The organism is uncultured Maribacter sp., from assembly GCF_963975365.1.
GTDB lineage: Bacteria > Bacteroidota > Bacteroidia > Flavobacteriales > Flavobacteriaceae > Maribacter.
In genome coordinates this window covers 98,537-121,040 of the sequence record NZ_CAXBGF010000014.1, presented here as the reverse complement: position 1 = coordinate 121,040, position 22,504 = coordinate 98,537, and the positions used below count along the sequence as shown (strand labels likewise).

At 35.3% G+C, this 22,504-nt stretch carries 23 protein-coding genes; 14 read left to right on the top strand and 9 right to left on the bottom strand.

The annotated features are described in order from the left end of the window. Nucleotides 1–69 precede the first annotated feature (69 nt). From AACZ49_RS14990 to AACZ49_RS14980, 3 genes are all read right to left on the bottom strand, one after another. Entirely contained in the window at nucleotides 70–834 is a 765-nt protein-coding gene (locus AACZ49_RS14990; protein WP_339656615.1) for a DUF6090 family protein, read from the bottom strand. Between the two features lie 140 nt (nucleotides 835–974). After that, nucleotides 975–1,628 carry a fructose-6-phosphate aldolase gene (gene fsa / locus AACZ49_RS14985; RefSeq protein ID WP_339656612.1) on the bottom strand — a complete coding sequence of 218 codons (654 nt, stop codon included), beginning with the start codon at nucleotides 1,626–1,628 and terminating at the stop codon, nucleotides 975–977. 27 nt (nucleotides 1,629–1,655) lie between these two features. Further along, a complete protein-coding gene (locus AACZ49_RS14980; RefSeq protein ID WP_339656611.1) occupies nucleotides 1,656–3,686 on the bottom strand; it encodes a transketolase in 2,031 nt (676 codons plus the stop codon). Between the two features lie 516 nt (nucleotides 3,687–4,202). Between AACZ49_RS14980 and AACZ49_RS14975 the strand changes: the two genes are divergently transcribed. Then, nucleotides 4,203–5,021 carry a carboxylesterase family protein gene (locus tag AACZ49_RS14975; protein ID WP_339656608.1) on the top strand — a complete coding sequence of 273 codons (819 nt, stop codon included), beginning with the start codon at nucleotides 4,203–4,205 and terminating at the stop codon, nucleotides 5,019–5,021. 7 nt (nucleotides 5,022–5,028) lie between these two features. On the opposite strand, the gene AACZ49_RS14970 is transcribed toward AACZ49_RS14975, so the two are convergent. The 4 genes from AACZ49_RS14970 to AACZ49_RS14955 form a co-directional block, all read right to left on the bottom strand. Beyond that, nucleotides 5,029–5,718, bottom strand: a complete 690-nt coding sequence (locus tag AACZ49_RS14970) for a VIT family protein (RefSeq protein ID WP_339656605.1) — start codon at nucleotides 5,716–5,718, stop codon at nucleotides 5,029–5,031. A 62-nt stretch (nucleotides 5,719–5,780) separates the two neighbouring features. Further along, on the bottom strand, nucleotides 5,781–6,458 hold the full coding sequence (gene rpiA, locus AACZ49_RS14965) for a ribose-5-phosphate isomerase RpiA (protein ID WP_339656603.1): 678 nt from the start codon (nucleotides 6,456–6,458) through the stop codon (nucleotides 5,781–5,783). Between the two features lie 164 nt (nucleotides 6,459–6,622). After that, entirely contained in the window at nucleotides 6,623–7,495 is an 873-nt protein-coding gene (locus AACZ49_RS14960) for a universal stress protein (RefSeq protein WP_339656600.1), read from the bottom strand. A 78-nt stretch (nucleotides 7,496–7,573) separates the two neighbouring features. Continuing rightward, entirely contained in the window at nucleotides 7,574–8,266 is a 693-nt protein-coding gene (locus AACZ49_RS14955; RefSeq protein WP_339656597.1) for a Crp/Fnr family transcriptional regulator, read from the bottom strand. Between the two features lie 129 nt (nucleotides 8,267–8,395). Here AACZ49_RS14955 and AACZ49_RS14950 point away from each other — a divergent pair, with 129 nt between their 5' ends. From AACZ49_RS14950 to AACZ49_RS14905, 10 genes are read left to right on the top strand one after another with little or no spacing between them, the layout of a single operon-like run. Continuing rightward, entirely contained in the window at nucleotides 8,396–10,792 is a 2,397-nt protein-coding gene (locus tag AACZ49_RS14950) for a heavy metal translocating P-type ATPase metal-binding domain-containing protein (protein ID WP_339656594.1), read from the top strand. 3 nt (nucleotides 10,793–10,795) lie between these two features. Continuing rightward, nucleotides 10,796–11,224 carry a doxx family protein gene (locus tag AACZ49_RS14945; RefSeq protein ID WP_339656591.1) on the top strand — a complete coding sequence of 143 codons (429 nt, stop codon included), beginning with the start codon at nucleotides 10,796–10,798 and terminating at the stop codon, nucleotides 11,222–11,224. 59 nt (nucleotides 11,225–11,283) lie between these two features. After that, a complete protein-coding gene (gene ccoS, locus AACZ49_RS14940) occupies nucleotides 11,284–11,493 on the top strand; it encodes a cbb3-type cytochrome oxidase assembly protein CcoS (RefSeq protein WP_339656588.1) in 210 nt (69 codons plus the stop codon). 2 nt (nucleotides 11,494–11,495) lie between these two features. Next, nucleotides 11,496–13,694 (top strand): cytochrome-c oxidase, cbb3-type subunit I, encoded by a 2,199-nt coding sequence (gene ccoN, locus AACZ49_RS14935; RefSeq protein WP_339656585.1) that lies wholly within the window; start codon nucleotides 11,496–11,498, stop codon nucleotides 13,692–13,694. 7 nt (nucleotides 13,695–13,701) lie between these two features. Beyond that, nucleotides 13,702–13,890, top strand: a complete 189-nt coding sequence (locus AACZ49_RS14930; RefSeq protein WP_091618971.1) for a CcoQ/FixQ family Cbb3-type cytochrome c oxidase assembly chaperone — start codon at nucleotides 13,702–13,704, stop codon at nucleotides 13,888–13,890. A 2-nt stretch (nucleotides 13,891–13,892) separates the two neighbouring features. Then, nucleotides 13,893–14,849: a cbb3-type cytochrome c oxidase N-terminal domain-containing protein gene (locus AACZ49_RS14925; protein WP_339656578.1), complete on the top strand. Its 957-nt coding sequence runs from the start codon at nucleotides 13,893–13,895 to the stop codon at nucleotides 14,847–14,849. 46 nt (nucleotides 14,850–14,895) lie between these two features. Continuing rightward, nucleotides 14,896–16,314: a cytochrome c oxidase accessory protein CcoG gene (gene ccoG / locus AACZ49_RS14920; protein WP_339656575.1), complete on the top strand. Its 1,419-nt coding sequence runs from the start codon at nucleotides 14,896–14,898 to the stop codon at nucleotides 16,312–16,314. Nucleotides 16,315–16,331: 17 nt separating this feature from the next. Further along, the gene (locus AACZ49_RS14915) at nucleotides 16,332–16,778 is read left to right on the top strand and encodes a FixH family protein (protein WP_339656572.1); all 447 of its coding nucleotides are present in this window, start codon (nucleotides 16,332–16,334) and stop codon (nucleotides 16,776–16,778) included. A gap of 7 nt (nucleotides 16,779–16,785) precedes the next feature. Further along, the gene (locus AACZ49_RS14910) at nucleotides 16,786–17,490 is read left to right on the top strand and encodes a sulfite exporter TauE/SafE family protein (protein WP_339656569.1); all 705 of its coding nucleotides are present in this window, start codon (nucleotides 16,786–16,788) and stop codon (nucleotides 17,488–17,490) included. A gap of 27 nt (nucleotides 17,491–17,517) precedes the next feature. Continuing rightward, complete coding sequence (locus AACZ49_RS14905; RefSeq protein ID WP_339656567.1) at nucleotides 17,518–18,009, top strand: GTP-binding protein; 492 nt, start codon at nucleotides 17,518–17,520, stop codon at nucleotides 18,007–18,009. A 167-nt stretch (nucleotides 18,010–18,176) separates the two neighbouring features. Here the strand turns inward: AACZ49_RS14905 and AACZ49_RS14900 are convergent, their stop codons facing one another. Beyond that, nucleotides 18,177–18,998 carry a universal stress protein gene (locus AACZ49_RS14900; RefSeq protein ID WP_271512900.1) on the bottom strand — a complete coding sequence of 274 codons (822 nt, stop codon included), beginning with the start codon at nucleotides 18,996–18,998 and terminating at the stop codon, nucleotides 18,177–18,179. Between the two features lie 51 nt (nucleotides 18,999–19,049). Further along, nucleotides 19,050–20,411 (bottom strand): oxygen-independent coproporphyrinogen III oxidase, encoded by a 1,362-nt coding sequence (gene hemN, locus AACZ49_RS14895; RefSeq protein ID WP_339656560.1) that lies wholly within the window; start codon nucleotides 20,409–20,411, stop codon nucleotides 19,050–19,052. A gap of 187 nt (nucleotides 20,412–20,598) precedes the next feature. Here hemN and AACZ49_RS14890 point away from each other — a divergent pair, with 187 nt between their 5' ends. From AACZ49_RS14890 to AACZ49_RS14880, 3 genes are all read left to right on the top strand, one after another. Further along, the gene (locus AACZ49_RS14890) at nucleotides 20,599–20,988 is read left to right on the top strand and encodes a DUF983 domain-containing protein (RefSeq protein WP_339656557.1); all 390 of its coding nucleotides are present in this window, start codon (nucleotides 20,599–20,601) and stop codon (nucleotides 20,986–20,988) included. A gap of 7 nt (nucleotides 20,989–20,995) precedes the next feature. After that, nucleotides 20,996–21,628 (top strand): Crp/Fnr family transcriptional regulator, encoded by a 633-nt coding sequence (locus AACZ49_RS14885; RefSeq protein WP_339656554.1) that lies wholly within the window; start codon nucleotides 20,996–20,998, stop codon nucleotides 21,626–21,628. 68 nt (nucleotides 21,629–21,696) lie between these two features. Next, nucleotides 21,697–22,497 carry a sulfite exporter TauE/SafE family protein gene (locus AACZ49_RS14880; protein ID WP_339656552.1) on the top strand — a complete coding sequence of 267 codons (801 nt, stop codon included), beginning with the start codon at nucleotides 21,697–21,699 and terminating at the stop codon, nucleotides 22,495–22,497. Nucleotides 22,498–22,504 lie beyond the last annotated feature (7 nt).

Below are 22,504 nucleotides of genomic sequence, written 5' to 3'. Positions count from 1 at the left end.
GAGGCTTATATCGATAGTTGTTATCTCTAATCAAAGGCTTGTGCAACGGTTACCGTTGTTAGTCTTTCGTTATTTTATTTCATTTTCAATCAACTCCATAATAGATTCCAAATCCTTCATTAACGGTTCGTAATGTGCTTTTTCCATTGCGTTAGTCGTTAGAATAAACATCAAGATATTATTTTCGAACTTTCTTGATTTTAATAGATCCAGATTGCTAACACTTTGCTCCATTTTTTGTAAACCTATTTCTTGGCTTATACCGGTTAGGTCAAATATGGTTCTTAAACTGTTTTCATTTGTTCTAAAAATATCAAGAACTTTTTCTCTTTGAATTCCAAGTTCGCTTTCCTGCTTTGAGATATCTTCTATAGTCGAAATCCAATTTGTTAATTTTATTCTTAAGTTCGTATTTGAAATATCTTTTAAACTCCCAGAGCTTATCATTTCGCTTAAAAGTGAGTTGTTAGGATTAAAAGAAATATCAGAGGAAAATGTATTGAGCAATAATTCAGAAAATTGTTTTTCGGATGGTGATTCATTTTTATTAGAAATATCTTCTAACAACTTTTTTGCTCCGTAGAAATTACTCTTGTTTATTTTAATCAATTCACTTAATTTAAATTTGCTTGTTTGAAATTCTGCTTTTAAACCATTCAAATAAGTTTGCTCTTTTTTCTGAATAACTCGATTTTGATTACTGTTATTGATGGCAAGTGCAATTAAAATTCCAATAACAACAAGAATAATCTCTCCGATTGCATAAATCAGATACTTACTGAATTTATTTTCAATCAGCATTTTTTGTCTAATTTTTCTAAAAAATTTTATCATTGGTCAATGGTTGGTCATAATGAAGGCTAACAATGGAATATAGTAAATATTACTATATAACAATACCTACCAATATACCACAAAAAAAAAAAGCATCACTCTTCAGTGATGCTTTTTACAAAGAACATTAAATTATAAGCTTAGTTTCCCTTATTGTAATCAGCTAAGAATTTCTCTAAACCGCTATCAGTTAATGGGTGCTTCAATAGTCCAGTAATTGAACTTAAACCGCCAGTCATAACATCAGCACCTATTTTAGCACAGTCGATAATGTGCATTACGTGTCGTACAGATGCTGCTAAAATTTGAGTTTCGTAACCGTAGTTATCATAGATCAAACGAATATCTGCAATAAGACCTAAACCGTCTGTTGAGATATCATCTAAACGACCAATGAAAGGAGATACATAGGTTGCACCCGCTTTTGCAGCCAATAATGCCTGACCTACAGAGAATACCAATGTGCAGTTAGTTCTATATCCTTTATCTGAAAAATATTTAATTGCCTTAACACCTTCTTTAATCATAGGCACTTTAATAACGATCTGTGGGCTGATCTTAACCAACTTCTCACCTTCTGCTACCATACCATCAAAATCGGTAGATATTACCTCAGCACTTACATCACCATCTACAAGGTCACAAATTTTCTTGTAGTGTGCCATAATGTTTTCTGCACCTGTAATACCTTCTTTTGCCATTAAGGAAGGATTGGTAGTTACACCATCTAAAATACCCATATCCTGAGCTTCCTTAATCTCGTCTAAATTTGCTGTATCTATAAAAAATTTCATCTGTTATCTATTTTTAAAAATGATTACTTAGTTTAAAAAATCCATTACCTCTTTGTACACTTGATCTCCGGTGAATCCGAATTTCTCATCCAATACACTTGCTGGTGCTGAATAACCGAAATGCTCTAATCCGAACACTTTTCCATTAGCTCCTGCTAATCCTTCCAAGTTTACTGGCAAACCTGCTGTAAGTCCGAAAACTGGTTTGTTCGGCGGAATTACCTTTTCTTGGTATGCTTCAGATTGTTGTCTGAAAATACCTTCTGATGGTATAGAAGCTATATTTACTTTAAGACCTTCTTTCTCCTCTAACAATTTCGTTGCAGCGACCAACGTTGCTACCTCAGAACCATTTGCAATTAAGATTACATCTGGATCAGCAACTTCTTGTATTAAATAACCACCTTTTTCAGCTCCTAAGGCTTCTTCGTAACGGTTTCCGCTCTTAGCTGGAACATCTTTAATACCTTGTCTAGACAATATTAGTCCGGTTGGGGTTTTCTGATTTTCCATAGCCATTTTCCAAGCTACATTGGTCTCTTGAGAATCCGCAGGACGTAAAGCAACGAAACTTTGTTCATGGCTGTGGTTCTTTAATTTCTCTAGCAAACGTATTTGTGCTTCTTGCTCAATGGGTTGGTGTGTTGGCCCGTCCTCACCTACTCTAAAGGCATCATGTGTCCAAACAAACTTCACAGGTAATTCTTGAATACAGCTTAATCGAATAGCTGGTTTCATATAATCGGAAAATACAAAGAAGGTTGCTACTACTGCCATTACTCCGCCGTGAAGAGCAATACCGTTTGCCATAGTTGCCATTGTTAACTCTGCTACTCCTGCCTGCAAGAAAGCTCCGGTGAAATCGCCTTTCTTTAATACATGTGTTTTGTTCAAGAATCCGTCTGTTTTATCACTGTTCGATAAATCGGCAGAGGAAACGATCATATTCTCAACATTCTGTGCTAAATATGCCAAAACATTAGATGATGCTGCACGTGTTGCTTGCCCATCTTTTTGTTCGATTGAACCAAAATCTAGCTTTGGCAATTTGCCTTCCAAGAAGCCATCTAATTTATTAGAAAGCTCGATGTTTTCTGAACGCCATGCGTCTATCTCTTTCTTTTTAATTTGAGCTTCATCTTTCTTCTTGTTGACAATACCTTCATAGTACTCTTCAACTTTTGAATAAATATCAAAAGGATTCGCTACATCGGCACCTAAATTCAATAAGGTTTTTTCATAATCTGCACCTGTATCGCCAATTGGCTTACCGTGCAGTTCCGTATACCCTTCATATGGTGTACCATCTGCAGTAACACAACCCTTACCCATTATTGTTTCTCCAATAATCAACGTTGGTTTTTCTGTTTCTGCGTTGGCATCTTTTAACGCTTTTCTTATTTGCTCATGGTCATGTCCGTCGATAGTAACAACCTTCCAACCCCATGACTCATACTTCATAGCTGTATTCTCTGAAGTAACCTCATCTGTTTTAGATGAAAGCTGAACATCATTAGAATCATAGAACATAATAAAATTGCTTAGCCCTAAATGGCCGGCAATTCTACCTGCACCTTGCGATATTTCTTCTTGTACACCACCATCAGAAATAAAACCATAAATTTTATGGTTCATCCAATCTCCAAAACGTGCCTTTAAGAAATTTGCCGCGATTGCAGCTCCTACTCCCATGGTATGACCTTGACCTAATGGACCAGATGTGTTTTCGATACCTCTTGCTACATCAACTTCTGGGTGACCAGGAGTTACTGAGCCCCATTGTCTAAAATTAGCAACATCATTTTTTTCGTAATTACCCAATAGATAATACTGAGCATACATTAAAGTTGATAAGTGCCCTGCATCCATGAAAAAACGATCACGAAAAGGCCACTTCATATCTGAAGGATCGTAGTTGAAAAATTCAGAGTATAAAATGTGCATGTAGTCTGCGCCTCCCATAGGTCCGCCTGGATGTCCAGAATTCGCCTTTTCTACCATGGCAACAGCTAACGCCCTAATATTATCAGCTGCTAATTGATCTAGTTCCTTATTCATTTACTATCAGATTATTTTTCAGGTTTGTGTTTGCTTTAAACTTATAAAATCTTCCCAAAGATACTTTATCTAAGGCGCTAATTAAAATAATTGGGGTAACATAATTCAATAGGGTTCAAGTGCTAAGCCCAAGTGATCCCATAGATTATAATATCGAAACCTTCGAAAGGGTTTTCGAAAACAGCATTTAAACCCCATAGCACCAATTATTTCATTAATTACTAGAAATTAATGACTTAGAGACTACATTTGCCTGGTTTTAGCAAAAGTAGCCATAACAACGATTTATATAAGATGCTTGTTCAATGAAATGATATTCTCATATATAATTCGATTTATAACGATTTAATCCTATTCTGTTTACTTCTGATGCAGTTCTTAACAGCTCAATTATCCTTTATGAATTTGAAAACTATATGTTTTGAATTACACAAATACCTCCTATTAGTTGTTTTCTTGCTATTTATTAATGCTATCATTGGACAAACAACTGATTCTAAAAAGGTAAAGGTTCAAATGAAAACTTATAATTACGCAGATACGCTGCTTCTTGACTTTTACACAGTTCCAACCAATACATTTAAAATGAAACCGACCATTGTATTAGTTCACGGTGGGGGTTTTACAGCTGGGCAACGTAACGGCGGCGATGAAAAGGGTTTAAGTAAATACTTTGCGAAATTAGGATTCAATGTCGCTTCTATAGATTATAGACTATCGCGGAAAGGAAAATCTTTTGGCTGTGATTGTGCTACGTCTATAAAAATGAATTCCTATACTGAGGCCGTTGCCGACCTTGCCAAAGCAATAAATTATCTAACTAAGAGTGCAACTCCATTTCGCGTAGATTCTTCTAAAATTTTCTTGATCGGAAGTAGCGCCGGAGCTGAAACGGTATTGAATTTTCTTTTTATGAGATACGATTATCGTTTTAAAGACCTACCCTACCCTGATGCAACTATACTAGGAGCCATAAGTTTATCTGGCGCAGTTGTCGATGAAAACAATATTTATGCAGGCAACAAGATTCCTTTGCTCTTTTTCCATGGCATGAAAGACAAAGTAGTGCCTTACGGTACTAGTGCACATCGTAACTGTGTTACTACCGATGTTGGCTATTTGAATTTAAACGGACCTAAATCGATTGCTGAACGTTTATCTGATTTGGACGGAAATTACAAAGTGTATCATAATACGAAAGGCGGACACGAATGGGCTTCTCTCGGATTTGATTTTCCAGAATTGATAAGTGACTTTTTAGAACAAGTTTTAAACGGTGAAGCCAACATGAGAGACTTTGAAACCATTATTTCTCCTGTAGAAAGCAAAGAATAAGTTTACACTAAGCTACATTTACTTCAAACAAATGGCCAATTAAAGCAGTAATTGCCATGGCTACCGTACCCCAGAAACTAATTCTTAAAATAGCTTTCCAAATATTAGACCCGCCTGCTTTTGCTGCTATTGCCCCTAATAATGCCAAGAACACAACAGCGAAAATATATTGTACATATTCCATGTACTCCAGCGAACCAAAATAGGCTACCAAAACTGGCAATAACCCTCCAAAAATAAAAGATGCACCTGATGATAATGCAGCAACTAATGGTTGTGCCTGTGTAATGTCATTGATACCTAATTCATCTCGTGCATGGGCTTCTATAGCATTATGTTCCGTTAGCTGCTTTGCAACTTCTAAAGCTAACTTTTTGTCCAATCCACGATCTACATAAATCTGAGCCAATTCTAACAGTTCTTCTTCGGGCATTTCTTCAAGCTCTATTCGCTCTCTATCCAAATCTGCGGTTTCTAAATCGGACTGTGAACTCACCGAAACATATTCCCCTGCAGCCATTGATAATGCGCCTGCCACCAAACCTGCTACTCCCGCCAATATAATAGGTTCTCTTGTGGTACTTGCCGCAGCAACTCCTATGACTAAACTAGCCGTAGACAAAATACCATCATTTGCTCCAAGAACAGCTGCCCTTAGCCAACCACTTCTAATACCATAATGTTTTTCGTCTTGCATAGTATATAATCTTTAATTCATAAGCAGTTTAACCAATACCACTTTCAGAGACAATCATTGTTTTATCTGTTCTCAATTACAACTTCATCTCCTTTACCGATAATCACCAAATTGGTAGTCGTTAAAAATAATCCTGTTTCTACAATACCAGGTATGTTTTTAAGCCGATGTTCTAAATCGGTCAGTTTTATATCAGTATTCCAAATATCAATATCTACGATATCATTATTTTCATCCGTTTTATAAACATCAATCCCTCGCATTCTCTGAACCGGATTAAGACCCATTTCTTCAAGTTCATTTATAATTAACTGAGTAGCAAATGGGATGGTTTCTAACGGTAATTTAAATTTTCCCAATCGAGATACTTGTTTTGAAGAATCGGCAATTATAATATTGAAATCAGAATTATGGGCCACTATCTTTTCGCGAAGCAAAGCGCCACCCCCGCCTTTAATTAATTGAAATTGGCCGTCGACCTCATCTGCCCCATCAATAGTAACATCTAACTTTTTGGCTTCGGCAAGGGTAATTACATTAATACCTAACTTTTTCGCCAATTTTTCTGTTTCGTCTGAAGTAGCGACCGCTTTAATTTCCAAACCATTACGAACCCTTTCACCTATTGCCTCTATCATAAAATAGGCGGTAGATCCTGTTCCTAAACCAACTGTCATTCCGTCTTTAATATACTTTACAGCTTCTAATGCTGCTACTTTTTTTTCGTTTACCGCGCTCACTTTATAAATGTTCTATATTAATATTTATGGTTCTAAATCACTAAAGATATTTATAATTAACTGATGTAATTATCATAAGGATGAAGTAAAATTAAAAAATATCGAAGTTATTGCCCTAAAAATTGACATGTAAAAGTAAATTTTGATTCTATTACAACTGTACTTTATTTACTGATTGGGACACTATTTTCCGCACCTTGAATCTGCACAATCGGAACGTCCAAAGATAATTTCGAACGCTCTACAACAAAATTGCTACACAAATTTTTCATGAAGCTATTGGCACTATTCGACATCACTAATAATTGACATTTAGCCTTTTTAAAAAAGTAATCCAATGCAATAGCCAAACTGGTATCTATGGATAATTGATGAAAAGTATGTGTTACATTTTCTAACTTTCTTTCAAACAATTCATGATTTAGCTTCTGTAGTTCAAGCAATTGACCTTTTTCTTGCTGCAGCGTGACTATACATACCGAGCTATTAAAAATTTTAGCTAAAGTTAAAATCGGGTCTAATTCATCACTATTAAAAAAATGATTGGAATCTGACACAAAAGCAATATTTAAAGGCTTAGTAAATTCAAAATTATAAGGTATTGCAAATACAGGGCAGTTATTTACGGCATTTAATATTCTAACCGTATTTCTACCTAAGTATATGGTTTCATTATCAGAAGAACCTATGGCACCCATAATTACAAAGTCAATATCATGTTCAATAATCGTTTCTTTGACCTCATCTGTTAACAGTGAAAAAGAAGATATTGTTTTATAGCTATGAAGTGGATTTTTAAAATCTTTCTTCACTCTTCTAACAATTTCTTTCAACCCTTTTTCTGAAGATAGCGCTGCCATAGAATTTTGTGAAAAACCTGAAACACTACCGGCCATTAAACGATTACTATGTAACTCAGGTGTGTAGGTATTTAAAAAGTAAAAAACGCATGGGCTACTATTAAAAAGATGCAAAGCAAATTTGACCGCATTATACGCAGATGGTGAAAAATCGGTAGGTACAAGTATATTTTTCATATAAATGTTAGAGGTCGTTTAATGATAAAATTAGGTGGACTACTAGTTTGAAACTATGATATATATCAGAATAGAAATTTATTTAAAACCGTCGGCCAACTCTTGCAAAGCTTGTACTTCTAATACTCCAATTTTCTTACCCAATGTTTTAATAAGTCCCTTCTTCTTAAATTCAGATATCATTCGAATTAATGATTCTGTAGCAGCACCCACAATATTTGCATAATCGTCCCTACTCAAGGTCAACACCAAAAAGCCATCCTCATCTTCGCCGTAGTTTTTCTTTAAATAAACAAATGCCTCTGCCAAACGCTGTTTAACCGTTTTTTGGGACATATTAACAATAACATCATCGGCCTCTTTTAAATCGTGCGCCATATGGCGTAATACTTCAAGTGAAAAATTAGGGTTCATATTTAACGTATTGGAAATTATTTCTTTAGGTATAAAGCATACTTCCATATCGTTTATTGCAGTGGCACTTAAATTTGTGAAATCTTCAGCTACAACCGAACGTTGACCCATAACTTCGCCCTTATTGGTCAACTTTACTATTTGTTCCTTTCCGTTACTACTTAACTTAGATAGTTTTGAAACTCCATCCCTAACACAATACACACCATCAAGTTTCTGCCCTTCTACAAATAACGAGTCACCTTTCTTGATTTTTTTGGATATCTTAGAATCAGAAACTTTTTTCAACTCTTCTTTACTTAATGCGCGGAGCGAATTAAACTGCCGTACAATACAATTCTCACACTTACTTTCCATGGCCATTTACTTTATACCTAACATGGTAAAATTACGTATGCCAAAAATTGTAAAAACTGATAATTATCATGTTTTATTATATCATTGGTACTCACCTTTGCTAAAAGCTAAAGACCCAAGCTTAAAAATATGCACGATTCTAAATGCTACCATTGTGGAGATTCTTGTGATAGGCATTCTATCAGCTTTGATCAAAAGTTATTCTGCTGTTCAGGATGTAAGACGGTATATGAAATTTTTGCCAGCAACGATTTATATCATTATTACGAAATACAAGCAGCAGCAGGTTCTACCCCTAAATCAATTAAAGGAAAATATGATTTTCTTGATAATGCTGAAATAATAGAAAAATTAACTGAATTCAATAATGGTTCTATTCAAATCATAAACCTATATATACCTCATATTCATTGTAGCTCTTGTATATGGATTTTAGAGAACCTAAATAAGCTAAACCCTCATGTAACCAACTCTCAAGTCGATTTCCCGAAAAAGATGATTAGAATCACCTATCGCCATGATGAGTTCAGTTTAAAGAATTTGGTTTTGTTATTGGCCAATATTGGGTATGAACCTTATATTTCTTTAGATGATTTTGAAGGAAAAAAGAAGGAGATTGATCGTAGCCTAATTTACAAGTTAGGTGTTGCAGGTTTTGCTTTTGGTAATGTTATGTTTCTTTCATTTCCAGATTATTTTGATTTAGGCTCGAGTGCAGCTAACGGAGGTGAATTTTGGCTCAACAAATACCAACATATTTTTCGCTGGTTAATGTTCATATTCTCTTTACCCGTGGTATTCTATGCAGGATGGGATTATTTCGTATCTGCATATAAAGGGCTAAGGGCAAAACTTTTAAATATTGATGTGCCTATTGCACTTGGTATATTGGTCTTGTTCGTAAGAAGTACTTTTGAAATAGCTTTTCATTGGGGAAGCGGGTTTTTCGATTCTCTTACCGGATTAGTGTTTTTTCTTTTACTAGGTAAATTTTTTCAACAAAGAACGTATAGCTTTCTATCTTTTGAAAGAGATTACAAATCATACTTTCCAATAGCGATCACAAAACTAAACTCTGATGGCACAGAAGAAACGGTTCCTGTTCAAAAGATTAAAAAAGGTGATAGAATATTGATTCGTAATGAAGAGATGATACCTGTTGATGGAACCTTGGTATATGGTAATGCACAAATTGATTATAGTTTTGTATCGGGTGAATCTGAACCAGTTAATAAAGTATCTGGTGAACTCATATTCGCTGGAGGAAAACAATTAAACGGTGTCATTGAAATGATTGCCCTTAAATCGGTTTCTCAAAGTTACCTAACCAAGTTATGGGGTAACTCCATTTTTAAAACGGATAAGACAACTTCATTTCAAAATCTAACTGATAGTATTGGTAAACGATTCACCATTTCGGTACTTTCAATTGCCTTTATTGCAACTGCATTTTGGCTAGTTTACGACCCATCTAAAGCAATAAATGTTTTTACGGCTGTTTTAATAATCGCATGCCCTTGTGCTATTGCGCTAGCCTCACCATTTACCTTAGGAAATATGTTACGCATTTTTGGCAAGAAAAAATTCTATATCAAAAACACACAGACTATTGAACGATTGGCTAAAATCGACACTGCTATTTTTGATAAAACGGGCACGATAACAACAACACAAAAAAGTACGGCCCATTATGAAGGTATGCCCTTAACCACCGAAGAAGAATCAATTTTAAAAAATACCATTAGAGCCTCTAACCATCCACTTAGTAGAACATTATACGAAATACTTAAGGAGCAAAACATCATAACCCTCGATGAATATGAAGAGCATATAGGTAAAGGCCTAGAAAGTGTTAAAGATGAAATAAACATGAAAATTGGGTCAGCAGATTTTGTCGGAAATACCAAAACTCAAGACCAGCTAGACACTTCTATTTATATTAGTTCAAATAACGCCTACAAGGGCAGGTATGTATTTCATAATCAATATCGCGAAGGGGTGTCTTCTGTTTTTTACCAAATGTCTAAAACGCTGAGCCTAGCAATTTTATCTGGGGACAACGAAGGGGAAAAAGCACGATTAGAAAGCCTATTGCCCAAATTGACTCCCCTGTATTTTAACCAGAAACCTGAGACCAAATTAAATTTCATAAAATCACTACAGGAACAAGGCAAAAAAGTATTGATGGTCGGTGACGGATTAAATGATGCCGGTGCGCTTGCTCAAAGTGAAGTTGGTATTGCCATTTCTGAGAATATTAATGTGTTCTCCCCTGCTTGTGATGCCATTCTTGATGCCTCTAAATTTCAGCAGCTTTATCCCTATATAATTGCTTCTAAAAAAGCGATGCGAATTATTAAAATGAGCTTCATACTATCATTACTTTATAATTGTGTTGGATTATATTTTGCCATTACCGGACAATTAGAACCCGTTATTGCAGCTATTTTAATGCCACTAAGCTCAATAAGCATTGTCATTTTCACAACAATTATGACGAACCTTATTGGTAGAAAACTTCAATAAACCATGAATTTTAATAATTTTAAGATAACCAATCGTAAAGGAAACACACTACTTTCTATTGCTATAGGCATTATTTATCTATGGTTTGGAGCTTTGAAATTTTTTCCAGAACTAAGCCCAGCTGAGGATTTAGCTAAACGCACAATACAAATATTAACCTTCAATATTATACCCTCTTCCATATCAATTATAATTTTAGCTTTTATGGAAGTTGTTATTGGACTATGCCTAATTTTCAAATTTTGTCACAAGCAAATAGTGATAATTGCCATACTGCATATCATTTTAACCTTTTCACCATTATTCTTTTTCACTGAAGAATCTTTCACGAAGAATATTTTAACACCCACATTATTAGGGCAATATATAGGGAAGAATTTGATAATTATTGCCGCTCTTTTTACAATATTAAAAGAAAATGTTAAAGCATGACATTTGTCATTTTTTAGGGTATACAACCCTCTTAAATTTACAGCTTAATTCAATTTAGCATGAGTGTAATTTATGTGTTATTGGCCATTAGTATTTTTGTTGCAGTCATATTTTTCATTGCTTTTATCGTTTCTGTGAAGAGCGGTCAATATGATGATTCGTATACTCCGTCTGTACGCATACTATTTGAAGATGAACTGGTGACAACCAAAAAGAGTAGCACTAAAGAGTTCAAAGCAGAAAAAATCCAACTAAATAAACAAGTATAATTATGGAAGTACAGCAGTTTTATTACGATAACAAAATCGTGAAAAATTTCCTTTACGCGACCATGTTTTGGGGCATAGTGGGTATGTCTGTAGGCTTATTGTTAGCCTTTATGTTCATGTTTCCCAACTTAACTGACGGAATTTCGTGGTTAAGCTTTGGTCGTTTGCGCCCATTGCATACGAACGCAGTAATTTTTGCATTCGTAGGAAATGCTATTTACGCAGGAGTCTACTACTCTACGCAACGTCTGTTAAAGGCGCGTATGTATAGTGACTTTCTAAGTAAATTCAATTTTTGGGGTTGGCAGGCGATCATTGTCGCAGCGGCAATTACCTTACCATTAGGGTACACTAGTTCTAAAGAATATGCAGAACTTGAATGGCCAATAGATTTAGCCATTGCTGTAGTTTGGGTAGCCTTTGGCATCAACCTTATTGGGACTATGATAAAAAGAAGACAGCGACACCTTTATGTTGCTATCTGGTTTTATCTCGCGACTTTCGTAACTGTAGCTGTACTTCACATTTTCAATAGTTTAGAATTACCTGTTAGTGCGTTAAAAAGTTACTCCGTTTACGCAGGTGTTCAAGATGCTTTAGTACAATGGTGGTATGGGCATAATGCGGTGGCATTTTTCTTAACTACCCCTTTCTTAGGACTTATGTATTATTTTGTACCTAAGGCGGCAAACAGACCAATTTATTCCTACAGACTTTCTATTGTGCATTTCTGGTCTTTGATTTTCATTTATATATGGGCAGGACCTCACCACTTGTTATATTCCGCTTTACCTGATTGGGCACAAAACTTAGGTGTTGCCTTTTCTATTATGCTTTTAGCTCCTTCTTGGGGTGGTATGATAAATGGACTCTTAACATTAAGAGGTGCTTGGGATAAAGTTCGTACCGACCCGGTTTTAAAATTTATGGTCGTTGCAATTACCGGTTATGGTATGGCAACTTTTGAAGGTCCTTTACTTTCTCTTAAAAATGTAAATGCCATCGCCCACTTTAGTGATTGGATTATTGCTCACGTGCACGTTGGAGCATTGGCTTGGAATGGTTTCTTAACCTTTGGTATGATTTACTGGTTGGTACCTAAAATGACCAAGAACAAATTGTTCTCGACCAGTTTGGCAAACTTCCACTTTTGGATAGGTACTTTAGGTATTATTCTATATACACTGCCTATGTACGTAGCTGGGTTTACTCAAGCTTTAATGTGGAAAGATTTTAATCCAGATGGTACGTTAGTCTATGGTAACTTCTTAGAAACCGTAAACGAAATTATGCCTATGTATTGGATGCGTGCCATTGGTGGCAGTCTTTATATAGTAGGGGCTTGTGTTATGATTTATAATGTAGTTCGTACGATAAAATCTGGTAGCACTATTGAAGATGAGTTAGCAGAAGCAGCTGCACTTACCCATGTTTCAAAACACAGAATAGCAGGTGAAACTTTCCATACTTGGTTAGAGCGCAAGCCTATTCAATTGACCATTTTAGCGACTGTAGCAATTTTGATTGGCGGTATTATACAAATTGTACCTACTATTTTAGTGAAATCTAACATACCGACAATAACAAGTGTAAAACCATATACTCCTTTAGAATTAGAAGGTCGTGACCTATATATTCGTGAGGGTTGTGTAAGTTGCCACTCTCAAATGATCCGTCCATTTAGAAGTGAAGTAGAACGTTATGGTGAATATGCCAAAGCTGGCGAATTCGTATACGACCATCCATTCCTTTGGGGTAGTAAGCGTACTGGACCAGATTTACTAAGGGTTGGTGGAAAATATTCTGACAACTGGCACTTGAACCATATGTATGATCCACAAAGTACATCATCTGGCTCTATAATGCCTGCCTATTCTTGGATGGTGCGCGACAAGCATGACCGTAGCGATATACAAGCCAAAATGGAAGCTATGGTGACATTGGGTGTGCCTTATACCGATGAGGATATAGCAAATGCCCAGGCTTCAATGGATGCCCAGGCTGAAAAAATTGAAAAGAACTTATACACCGATCCCGATTTTGCTAAAAACTATGAGGCCGATAAAACTTATGCTGCTGAAAACGGAGAGGAGTTTATAGAAATGAGAGACCGTGAAATTGTTTCTTTAATTGCATATCTGCAACGATTAGGAACAGACATTAAGGTAAAGGAAACAGGCGAATTATTATCTGATAAATAGAAATCACATGTTCAAATTTGTAAAAGGTTACATGGAAACCATTGATGGCGTAGCAACCTACCCCATGATATCATTACTTATCTTCTTTGTGTTTTTCACATTGTTATTCTGGTGGGTTTTAACTGCCTCAAAATCATACATCAAAGAAGTAAGCGAATTACCATTAGAAGAAGACGATAACCAACAACTCGATTAATTATGAAAAACAATACAGCTTGGTGGCTTAGAATAACGGTGGCCTTTTTCTTGGTCATTATACTTATGGAAGTTTATATCGATAGTGGCGATAAACCTGCTTTTCTTGTTTATCCTACCTTAATGTTTGGCTTTATGGCGCTCATCTTGCTATTATTAATAGCGATAGCCTTTATTGTTCAAGCAATCGAAAACGTTTTATACCATACGCTTGACGAAGAAGCAAAGGCTAGATATTTATCTGCAAAGGAGGAAAAATGGGAATGGACGTGGGGTAAAAATATGTACAATAAAATGCTTGGTTCCAAGCCCATGGAAGATGAGGTTGAGATTATTCTAGACCACAACTATGATGGTATACGTGAGCTAGACAATAAGTTACCGCCATGGTGGGTATACCTATTCTATGCCTCAATCGTTTTTGCCGTTGTTTATTTAGTACGATTTCACATTTATAATGACTACACTCAAGATGAGGAATACGCACAAGAAGTTGCCACTGCACAATTAGAAATCGAGGAATACAAAAAGACCGCAAAAGGTCTTGTTGATGCCAATACCGTTGAGCTTTTAACTGATGCTTCAGATTTAAATGCAGGTAAAACAATTTTCGAATCTAATTGCGTTGCTTGTCATATGGCAGATGGCGGTGGTGGTATCGGACCTAATTTAACCGACCAAAACTGGATTTTAGGTGGCGGTATAAAAAATGTTTTCCACACTATCTCAGAAGGTGGTCGTGATGGTAAAGGTATGATTGCTTGGAAACAGAATCTAAAACCTGTAGAAATTGCTCAGGTAGCTAGTTATGTATTGAGCTTTGAAGGTACTACCGCAGCGAACCCTAAAGCAGCTGAAGGGGATATATGGGTAGACCCCAATGCTCCTGAACCAGCAACTCCTGCACAAGAATCTAATACCGAACAGGTAATAGATTCTATGTCGGTTTCAATGAACTGAATAATGTGAGGGCCTAACGCTTCGCAAGCCAATAAAGAAAAATAAAATGGCACAAGATCAAGATAATTTTAGGGATTCAATTGGCACCATAAAAGAAGATGGAAAACGAGCTTGGGTCTTCCCTAAGAAACCCAGTGGCAAACTTTATGAGTATCGTAAATACGTAAGTTACGTTCTTCTTACCTTCTTGATTGCTTCTCCTTTTGTAAAGATAAACGGCAACCAATTTCTAATGTTCAATGTTCTAGAAAGACGTTTCAACATCTTTGGTTTTCCGTTTTATCCACAAGACTTTCACCTATTCGTTATTTCAATGATTATTGGGGTGGTTTTTATCGCACTTTTCACTGTTGCCTTTGGCCGTATTTTTTGCGGATGGATGTGCCCTCAGACCATTTTCATGGAAATGGTTTTCCGTAGAATTGAATATTGGATAGATGGTGATCGTGGTGCCCAAATACGACTGGACAGACAAGAATGGAACGCCGAAAAGATTCGTAAACGTTTGCTAAAATGGCTTATCTTTTTTATCATATCGTTTATCATAGCTAATGTTTTTTTGGCTTATTTAATCGGTAGCGATCGCTTAATACAATATGTTACCGATGGTCCATCACAACATATTAGTACGATGGTGTCTTTATTAATATTCACAGCTGTCTTTTATTTTGTTTTCGCTTGGTTTAGAGAGCAAGTATGTATCATTGCCTGCCCTTATGGCCGTATGCAAGGCGTGCTTCTTGACAATAAATCTATTGTAGTAGCCTATGATCACAAAAGAGGTGAAGGTGAAAATGGAAGAAAAAAATGGCGCAAAAACGAAGACCGAGAGGCTTTGGGCCATGGCGACTGTATAGACTGTTTTCAATGTGTAAATGTTTGTCCTACAGGCATAGATATTAGAAACGGAACGCAGTTAGAATGTGTAAACTGTACTGCTTGTATTGATGAGTGTGATTCCATCATGGAAAAAATAAATCTCCCAAAAGGTTTGATTCGTTATGCCAGTGAAGATGAAATTACAAAAAAAGAAAAGTTCAAATTTACTCCCCGTTTAAAAGGGTATACTGCTGTATTGGTTATTTTGACAGGTGTTCTTGTTGGTATGATGTTTTTAAGAAATGACCTCGAAGCCAATATTTTAAGATTACCTGGTCAGCTTTACGAACACAAAGAAGGTAACATTATTAGTAATGTATTCACGTACAAACTCTTGAATAAAACCACCAAAACCGTAGATAATGTTCATTTCGAATTGATATCTCCTAAAGGAGAGATTAAACTAGTACGAAACGTAAATTTTGATGTACAACCGGAAGCTTTGGCAGAAGGCACTTTATTTATCGAAATCAATGCTTCAGCTTTAAGTGGAGATAAGAACGACTTAAAAATTGGCGTATATAGTAATGACAAATTAATAGAAACTACAACAGCGCGCTTCTTGGCACCACGTAGTTATAAATAATATTTAAGTAAAAGATCATGAAAATAAATTGGGGTACAGGTATCGTAATCGCTTTTGTAGCTTTCATCAGTTTCATTCTCTTTTTCGTGATTCGAATGACTACAAGCCATAATGCCAATCATGATTTAGTTACCGAAGAATATTATAAGGCCGAACTCGGTTTTCAAAAAGAAATAAATGCTGAGCAAAACGCTCTTAACTCTATTAAACAAATACAATTAAAAAAAGTGCCGGACGGGTTACTAATTGTTTTTCCTGAAAAGTACAATAATACCAATGTATCTGGTACAGTACACCTCTACAGACCTTCCAATAAACGCTTAGATTTTGACTTACCCATAGTTTTATCCGATTCACATTTACTCATACCTGACAAACATTTATTGGATGGTCGCTGGGATATAAAAATATTTTGGAAACACCAAGGAAAAGAATTTCTACATAAAGAAAGTTTAACCTTTTAAGAAAAATATGATTTTATCTGCAGCCATATTGGGTCTCATGGGTAGCTTGCACTGCGTGGGCATGTGCGGCCCTATTGCCTTTATGCTTCCGGTAGACCAATCTAATAACTACAAAAAGTTTGGTCAGATTTTCATTTATCATTTTGGACGATTGATGGCATATGGGATTATCGGACTCATTTTTGGATTTCTCGGAAAGGGACTCTCTATTTTTGGCGCACAGCAAAAACTTTCTATTGCTATTGGTGTTTTAATGATACTTGTAGTTATAATTCCGTATAAAACCTTCAACAAATACAACCTATCGAAACCTATTTATAAAGTCATATCAACAGTTAAAAACCAACTCGGTAAAGAATTGAAGAAAAAATCACCCGACACCTTTTTAACAATTGGTTTCCTAAACGGATTTTTACCATGTGGCTTGGTCTATATGGCGCTTTTTGGGGCCATTGCTATGGGAAATGCTTTACAGGGCAGCCTTTATATGATACTTTTCGGATTAGGTACTATACCGTTAATGACTACCGCCATTTATTTTAGTGGATTATTAAAAGGTGGTATACGTAAAAAAGTACAAAATGCGATACCTATTTTTGTAGTAATCATCGGCTTACTTTTTATATTAAGAGGACTAGGTTTGGGAATACCCTATGTATCACCCGCACCAGTTACAGAATTAGCTTCAAGCACAATAGAATGCCATAACTAACGGCCGCGGCCATCAAACTATTTTTCTATGAGACCATTACCAAACGAAATTATACTTCGCCCAAGGTTTCAGTTAGATGTGGTCGAAAACAAAGAAGATTTATTAAAAAAGTTTGAAACTGCTGGGTATGACCCTTTTCTTGTTAATCGATTAGATGAGCATGTCTTTATAAAATTCAACACTAAAAATAATCATTTTTGGTCACCTCAACTTCATTTAGAAATTGATGAAATAGATACTTCTAAATGCCGTGTTCATGGAGTATTTGGGCCAAACCCAACCCTATGGACTTTCTTTATGTTTGTACATTTTGTTATTGCTAGTTTGTTCATTATTCTAGGAATTTGGGCGTATTCTAGTGCGAGTTTACATAAACCCTACGGTTTACAATTGGGTTTAATGTCTATAATAGTTGTCATGTGGTTTGTGCTTTATTTTTTCGGTCGAAGTGGTAAACGAAAAGGGAAACCACAAATGCACGAACAATATGGTTTTATGATGAAAGTTCTTAGTTCATAAAAATGAAAAATCCTTTGAAAACAGCACACTAATCAGGTAATATAGCTACCGATTTAGCTCTTTATATAATCCAAAAAAAGCTACTGGTTATCCTATAGGTCAAAAACAAATAAACCCAGGGCGATTGCCTTGGGTTTATTTATAGAATATGATATTTTAAAAAAGAATTAAATCTTAAAGGTTATAACAGGAATTCTTGAGTGGTTTACAACATCTTCTCCAATGCTACCATTAAACAAATGCGAAAGTCCTTTACGACCATGTGTTGGCATGGCAATGGCATCTGCAAGAATTGTATTACCATAATTAAGTATACCTTTTTCTACACTATAATCATTATAAATTTCTACTTGTTGACCAGCATTGGCCTTCGTCAAAAATTTATTGATTTTCTGATACGCATCTTTATTACTTAAAAATTCATCATTTGGCGTATTTATAAAGACTAGCTCCATTTTGGCATTTACCAATTCTGAAAATTCCCTTGCTTTTTGAAAAGCTGGTAAATTGTCATCATTGAAATCGCATGCAAACACAAATCGGTCTATTTTGAATTCGGAAACTGGACCTTTAATTACCAGAACAGGTGTAGATGAATTTCGAACAACCTTTTCAGCATTAGAACCTATTAAAACTTCCTCAAGACCACTGGCGCCATTAGAACCCATCACAATTAAATCCGCTTTATGTTCTTCGGCAATAGCATCAAGCTCACTATACACTTTATAGTGTTTTATTATGGGGGTAATGGTTATACCTTCTAAAAATGGCTTGTTCAAAAATTCCTTTAGGTTCTTCTCGGCCAATTTTACTAAAAAAACCGTCTGTTCAATATAAATTCCATCAGGCGAAGAAATCATCGCTTGATTAAGCTCTAACATGTGAACTACAAGAAGCTCTACTTTATGTTTTTTGGCTAGATCTGCAGCAGCTTTTAAAGCAAAACCAGATTGCTCTGAAAAGTCTGTGAGTACAATAATTTTTTTCATAAAAATTTTATTTAGAATTTAATAAAATAGAGAACTTCAATATTTATAAAATTAAACAGTCATTGAAAAAAGCTTTGTATCAGGCGATTTTTTCTGTAAAGGCAAATCAAAAGCCATGCACACATTTCGTACAAAGGGTCTACCCTTTTCTGTTATAAGCAAACAACCATCTGTAATCTCAACTAAACCATCTTGCTCCATCTCCCCTAGTCTTTTTATTATATTATCCATCTCTGAAATATGTAACTTAAAATCGCCCCAAGAGGTTTGAAATTTGCACATTAAATTTAAGATATGCCTTCTTATTATTTGATCTTCGCCTGTTAAAATATGTCCCCTGTATAGCGGTATAATATTATTTTCTATTAAATTCTGATATTCTTCAACATTCTTTACATTCTGTGCAAAACCATACCAACTATCACTTATACTAGAAGCACCTAATCCAATCATTAGATGGGTATTAGAGCTCGTATAACCCATAAAATTCCTATGCAAATCCCCACTTTCCATTGCCTTGTAAAGACCATCTGTTTCTAATGCAAAATGATCCATGCCTATTTCTTTATAACCATAATCAAGCAATAACTCTTTACCAATTTCATACTGTGCTCTTTTCTCATCTGCAGCTGGTAAATCAGCATCTTTATAACCTCTTTGCCCGTTACCTACAAGCCATGGCACGTGTGCATAACTGTAAAAAGCTATCCGGTCTGGTTTTAACTCTTTGGTTTTAGCGATAGTATTTTTTACATGTTCTAATTTCTGATGTGGTAGACCGAAGATAATATCGTGGCTCACTGATTCATACCCTATTTCTCGTGCCCATTCGGTAACATTCTTTACGTTTGTAAATGGTTGAATTCTATTAATTGCCTTCTGCACCGTTTCATTATAATCTTGTACGCCATAGCTTACTCTTCTAAAACCAACATCATATAAAGCTTGTAAATGTTCTTTTGTAGTATTATTTGGGTGTCCTTCAAAACTAAATTCTGCATCATTCGCTTTGCTCGCATTTCTCAATATACCATCAATTAAAAATTTTAAATTTTCTGGTGTAAAAAAAGTAGGTGTACCACCACCTAAGTGCAATTCTTTAATTATTGGTTTTTCGGAAAAAAGTGCTCTATACAATCTCCATTCTTTTAAGACAGATTTTATATAAGGTAATTCTAAATCATGTCGTTTTGTTATTCGCTTATGACATCCACAAAAAGTACACATGCTCTCACAAAATGGTAGATGTATATAAAGACTTATTCCTGTAGCTGAATTACTAAGATGGAAGCTTTTCTTTACAGAATCTTCCCACTTCTTTCCAGAGAACGTATTAATATCCCAAAAAGGTACTGTTGGATAACTAGTATATCGAGGACCGGGTACATTATATTTTTGCACAAGTGAACACATAAACTATTAATTTAAACACAAACTTACACGTCAAAAACAGTAAATAATATGACCAATGTCAGTTCTTGGTATTATGATTAGTTTTAAATTTTCTTTAATTTGTTATTACATACCATTGGTGTTATGTAACCATTGTTACCTTTAAAAGAGCGTTGATCTATTAAATTTGTTACCAAATTTTTAAGTCATGTTAGCAAAAGGTTCTAAATTGTACAGTATCATTTTTTTGAAATGCCCAAGGTGTCATACTGGAGAATTCCTAGAAGCAAATCCTTATAAGTTAAGTAATTTTAACAAGGTGAAAGAACGTTGTCCTAAATGTGATTTAAAATACAGTATAGAACCTAGTTTTTACACTGGATCAATGTATGTTTCTTACGGTGTAGGTATCGCTGTTGCGGTAGCTGCATATGTATTAACGTTGATATTCGGGTTACAACTTAAGATTTCAACTTTATTTATTGTAATTGTCACAGCTTTAATACTAACCATGCCATGGATTGCTGCCGTATCTAAGTCGATTTGGGCAAATATATTTTTTAAATTTGATAAGAAAATAGCACAAGAAGTTAATTGAAAAAAGAATGATCCAAGACTTAAAAGAGCAATACGGAAATATTTTTGAAGAGGAACTAATTAATGAAATTGTTCAAGTAGGCACTTTTAAAGAGGTTCCCGAAGGATATAAATTGATAGAAATAGGCGATTACCTTAGAGGAATGCCATTATTAATATCTGGTGTTATTAAAATTCTTAGAGAGGATGAAGATGGCGACGAACTTCTTTTGTATTATCTAGAGAAAGGTGATACGTGTTCAATGACCATGGCTTGTTGTATAGGCGATACCAAAAGTGAAATTAGGGCCATTGCGGAGACAGATGCCAAGCTCATAATGGTACCCATTCAAAAAATGGAGGAATGGACCATTAAATATAAATCTTGGAGAAATTTTGTATTCAATAGTTACCATGTTCGTCTAAACGAATTATTAAGCACTTTAGACAGTATTGCCTTCCAAAAAATGGACGAACGTTTAATTGGCTACTTAAAAGAAAAAGCTCGGGTAACAAACGATGATATTATTCATAGTACCCACCAAGATATTGCCTATGACCTTCATAGCTCTAGGGTAGTAATCTCTAGATTATTAAAAAAATTAGAAGAGATGGGTAAAATAAAACTTCATCGTAATTACATTAAAATTTTAAATTTATAGTTCTTCTGTAACTATTGTTACTGCGCACGTTTTTATGCCGCTTTACTTTTGAGGGATAAAATTCCCTTATGGAAATGTTGCATGTTTTTGGATATTTAAGCGCCTTAGTAATAGGCATTTCATTAGGCCTTATTGGTGGTGGAGGTTCCATTTTAGCAGTACCCGTTCTAGCATATCTTTTTTCAATCAGTGAAAAAGCCGCAACTGCCTATTCTCTATTCATTGTTGGCGCAAGTGCATTGGTAGGTGGCTGGCAACAACACCTAAAAGGTTATGTAGATTGGCGTACCGCTATCGTATTTGGTTTTCCTGCAATTATTGGTGTTACCTTAGTTAGACATTATGTGGTACCTGCCATGCCCGATGTTTTATTTCAAATAGAACATTTTCAATTTACCCGTAGAATGGCCATGTTCGGTCTTTTTGCAATATTGATGATACCTGCTGCATACTCCATGCTTAAAAAAGAGAAGTGCGCCAGCAATACCGGAGAGGTTTCCTATAACTACCCACTAATTTTAGTGGAAGGATTACTTGTCGGTAGTATCACCGGATTAATCGGTGCCGGTGGCGGGTTCTTGATTATCCCCGCTTTGGTGATTTTGGCAAATGTAGAAATGAAGGTTGCTGTTGGTACTTCATTAATTATAATTGCCATAAAATCTCTTATGGGTTTCTTTTTAGGAGATGCTTTGACCATGGAAATCGATTGGAACTTTTTAGCCCTATTTACAGGCCTTTCGTTCATAGGAATTTTCATAGGAAGTTACCTCAGTAATTTTATCGATGGTAAAAAACTAAAAAAAGGTTTTGGCTATTTCATTCTAGTCATGTCCGCGTTTATTTTCTATATGGAATTTTTTAAATAAAATTTTC